Consider the following 1330-nt stretch of genomic DNA (forward strand, 5'->3'; position numbering starts at 1 on the left):
TCTGGCGTTCGATCAGGCTGAAGATGAGCAGGGCGAGGCAGACCACGGTGATCATGGCGGTGATCCGGCGGTTGTCCTTCAGGTAGATCGCGGCGACGGCCAGGGGGCCCTTGAACGTCGAGTAGCGGCGTTCGACGGCTTCCTGGCCCTTGTAGTGCAGCAGGACCTGCGCGGCGTCGGCGTCAGCCGGGTCCAGGTTGGTCAGCAGCGCGTACCAGCCGTCGGTGGATGTTTCGGCGTCGATCGTAGCCTGGTCGAAGTGCCAGGTCAGGGTGGGTTTGCTGGTCTCGGCGCCGGTGCCGGTCGTGGTGCGTAGGTAGCCGCCGACGCGGCGGGTCTTGCCGATCACCGTCAGGCGGGCCTCGACCGCGGCGACGTCGGGGTAGTGCCGCGAGCCCAGGCCTCGGGTCAGCCGGTCCAGATCGCCGCGGGCCCGGTCGAGTTTCTGGGCCCGGGCGGCTGCTGCGGCACCGGCGCGGGCGCTGGAGTGCACGAAGACCCGGCGCAGACTCAGCACCGGGTCCTTCTTCCGCGGCCCGGCCAAGGACATCGTGTCCTCGACCACGTGCCACGCTCCCCGCTTGGCAGCGTCTTTCCCCTGGTCACGGGCAGCGACGTAGTCGACCCGGGTGGCCCGGTCCAGCTCCAGGCCAGCCAACTGTTCGGCTTTGACGTACACCTTCGACGCGGGAGCCACGAACGTCACCTCGTCGGCGTGCATCTTCGTCAGGTTGTCGTACGACACCAGTTTCGAGTCCCCGACGATCAACAACCGGCGCGTCGTGGCGATCTGCTGCAACGCCTTCATCATCGGCACGACCTGGGCGACCTCACCCGCGCCGCCGTCGTACGCCCGATGAAACACCGGCACCCCACCATCGGCGGTCACCGCGATCCCCGCCTGGACCTGTTTCAGATCCGGCCGCCGGTCCTTGGGATGCCCGAACTTCGGCGCCGCGTAGTCCTCATCGGCCTGCTCATACTCGCCATGCAGCGAGATCGACGTCATGTCCCAATGCATCCGGGACACGTCGATACCGAACACCTTGATCGCGGCCGCGCCGACCGACCCGGCGATCGAGTCCACCTGCGGCGCGATCGCGTCCAACGCCCGGCCGACCCGGTCATCGTTGAGCTGTTCCGGCCGGAGCCCGAAGACTTCCTCGACCGCGTATCCGGCCGCCCAGTCCCGCACCCGCACGAGGGGTTCTGGTGAGGTCAACCGGTTCGCGACCAGGGCTTCGATGACCTGCCCGTGGGTCAACTCCGACCGGTCGTCGACCGGGCACAACCCATCGATGACATCGCGAATCCGCAGCCGACCGGCGAA

The 1330-nt window shown here is 68.1% G+C and carries 1 protein-coding gene; it reads right to left on the reverse strand.

Annotated features, from left to right (window positions below; all coding sequences use genetic code 11):
• Window positions 1-1291: IS1634 family transposase (locus AB0M54_RS47870; RefSeq protein WP_364480058.1), on the reverse strand; the 1291-nt coding region annotated here is incomplete at its 3' end.
• Window positions 1292-1330 lie beyond the last annotated feature (39 nt).

This window comes from Actinoplanes sp. NPDC051470 (assembly GCF_040682035.1).
Taxonomy (GTDB): domain Bacteria; phylum Actinomycetota; class Actinomycetes; order Mycobacteriales; family Micromonosporaceae; genus Actinoplanes.